A 2,522-nucleotide genomic window follows, 5' to 3' on the forward strand; every position below is an offset into this window, starting at 1 on the left:
CGGGCAGCGTGCGTCCTCCCTGCTCACCGTCTACCAGCAGCGAGCGACTGAGCTTGCACGGCTGCGCAGAGAGGCCATCGAGGAGGCCCACCGACTGCACGGGATGAGCTACACCGAGATCGCGGCCGCCCTCGGGATCACCAAAGGGCGGGTCACCCAGATCCGGTCAACCGCGCCCAGGCCCGAACGAGCCTTCTTCGGTGTCGGCCCTGTCGCGATCGGCGTTCCGTGGCGCTACCAGACGACCGACCGAGAACGTCCACTCATCGCTGCCGAAGATGCGCAGACGGGCGAACAGCTCGAAAGACTGGTCGACGGTCTATCTCTGGCTGTCACCCGTTTCCAGATCGAGCCGGACCGCGAGACCCTCCCAGACGGCGACGTGGTGGTCGTATGCGGGCCGAAGTCTGCCCCCGTCGCAGCCAACCTCATGGAACGCGATCCCGTCCTCAGCATGGTCGAAGAAGACGGACGATGGTGGATCCGACATGAGCAGACCGGCGACCGATTCGGCTCCCCTACCGATGCCAGTCCGGCCGAGTACGCCGACGTTGCTTATATCGCTAGGCACCAGCTCGCGGGACGCGCCGTACTTCACATCGCAGGTCTCCATGGCATCGGATCACTGGGCGCGACTCATTACCTCACCAGACACCTTGCCGAGCTGTTTGGGGAGATGCGACAGCAGGAATGCTCACTGGTAGTGCGAACAACTTACGAAGGACTAACGATCACCGGAAGCGAACTTGCAGCCGGACCGTTTCGGTGGTGAACCCCATGCACGTGACCACAGCACAGCTCCCCCACATCGGTGCGAGCGATGACAAAATCTACGTCCTCCACGACGCGGTCATCGTCCTCGATGGCGCATCGGCCTTCCGACCAATCCCAGTGCCCGCCTCCGACTACGCTGCCACGCTCGGACAACACATCGCAACTGGTCTGGAGCACAAGCCAACCGTTGACCTCCGCGCCATCGTGCGAAGCGCCATCAAGAAGACGGCCGGCCAACTGGAACTCACCCCCGGCAACTCGCCCTCAAGCACCGTGTCAGTTCTGCGACGCCAAGGGGCACACGTCGATGTTTTTGCGCTCGGAGACAGTGTCGTCGTACTCCCCAACACAACGATCACAGACCAGCGCATCGACAACCTGAATCTTGGACCGCGACGCGCCTACCGCAACCGGCTTGCCTCCGGAGCAGGCTACGACGACACGCACCGCGGACTACTGCGCGAACTCCAGGAGCAGCAAGCCGCCCTCAGGAACATCGACGGTGGTTACTGGATTGCGGAAGCCGATCCGAATGCAGCCAGCCACGGCATCACCGCAACGTTCCCCGTCCAAGAAGTCCCATGGGCAGTGCTCGCTACCGATGGCGCATACGACGTTATGGACCACCTCGACCTCAACAACTGGGAGAAGCTCTCTCAGATGAACGATGCCGAACTCGCCGCGATCCTCGAACAGTGCCACCGCTGGGAAGATGAGGTAGATCCCAACGCCGTAGCACTCCCCCGCGCCAAACGTCATGACGATAAGGCCATCGCAACAATCAGCCTTCGCGCTTGACTGTTTCGAGCCGCCATACCCAGGCACGCAATGCGGCCAGATCAGCGAGGCCGACTCGCCTGTTCACCCAAATCGGGCGTCACCGTCGCGCACGCAGCGTGTGTTCAGAGTTTCTTTTCTTGTTCAAGGCGGCCCCTGCGGGGCCGCGCCGCTTTTGGGCCGGGCACGCGGGGCCCGCCTCCGGCACCCACGCACCCGGCCCAGCGGCAGCGCCGAGGGCCACGCTCAAGAAGAAGGATGTCCTCGCCGGACGGGCAGGTCTCCGAGATGGCCGAGACGAGCGCGACGGTTGCGTCCGTGGGCGGCCAAACGGCATCTCGTCGACCTCCCGGAGGGCTATCACGCTGCGTCAAGGGGGCAGCCGAGCAGGCAAGCGGCGGTCGGACAGGAAGTGCCCCCTTGACACAGCGTGATCGGGCTGCGCCAGGTCGACGAGATGCCGAAAGGCCACCCACTTGTGAGTCAGAGCCATTCGACCTGTAACGGGTACGCCCCACTACGCGACGTCTGAGAAGGTCAAGAAAGGATCATCATGACCAGTTCAGCGCAGTGCGTCGTTTTGAGATGCCAATCGCCCGCACAGGAGCTTCTTACGATTTCCCCGCCCCGCGGCTTCTACCGCGAAACGGCCGTCTGCTCTGCCCATAAGGCGGCTATCGCCGCAGGTGAGCCCTGGGCTATGGACAGCACCGACTACGCCGACCCGGTCATGAGGGAAGCCCCGAAAACCATAGTCATGGGCGACGACCTTCATGCCAGGAAACTTCGGGTGTGGACCGGAACCGGCGTGAAGATGGACGGGACGTACGTCCACGAGCGGAAGTTCCTCCAGTACTTCACCATCAAGACTCAGGCCTTCGGCAGCGATCTTGAGGAAACGATCGAACTACTGGTTGACCCGGACGCTATCGACGACCTCATGATGATCTTGCGCGGCTTCGCCAGCGGCA

Annotated in this window: 3 protein-coding genes; all 3 read left to right on the forward strand. The window is 62.9% G+C overall.

Annotated features, from left to right (window positions below; genetic code table 11):
* The coding region (locus AC069H_RS42705) for an RNA polymerase sigma factor sigma-70 region 4 domain-containing protein (protein WP_478236171.1) at window positions 1–772 on the forward strand (772 nt) is incomplete at its 5' end.
* A gap of 5 nt (window positions 773–777) precedes the next feature.
* Window positions 778–1,572, forward strand: a complete 795-nt coding sequence (locus AC069H_RS42710; RefSeq protein ID WP_478236172.1) for a hypothetical protein — start codon at window positions 778–780, stop codon at window positions 1,570–1,572.
* A gap of 532 nt (window positions 1,573–2,104) precedes the next feature.
* Window positions 2,105–2,522 (forward strand): hypothetical protein (locus AC069H_RS42715; RefSeq protein WP_478236173.1); only part of this gene is annotated, 418 nt, incomplete at its 3' end.

The sequence above is a fragment of the Amycolatopsis sp. NPDC043887 genome, from assembly GCF_056435665.1.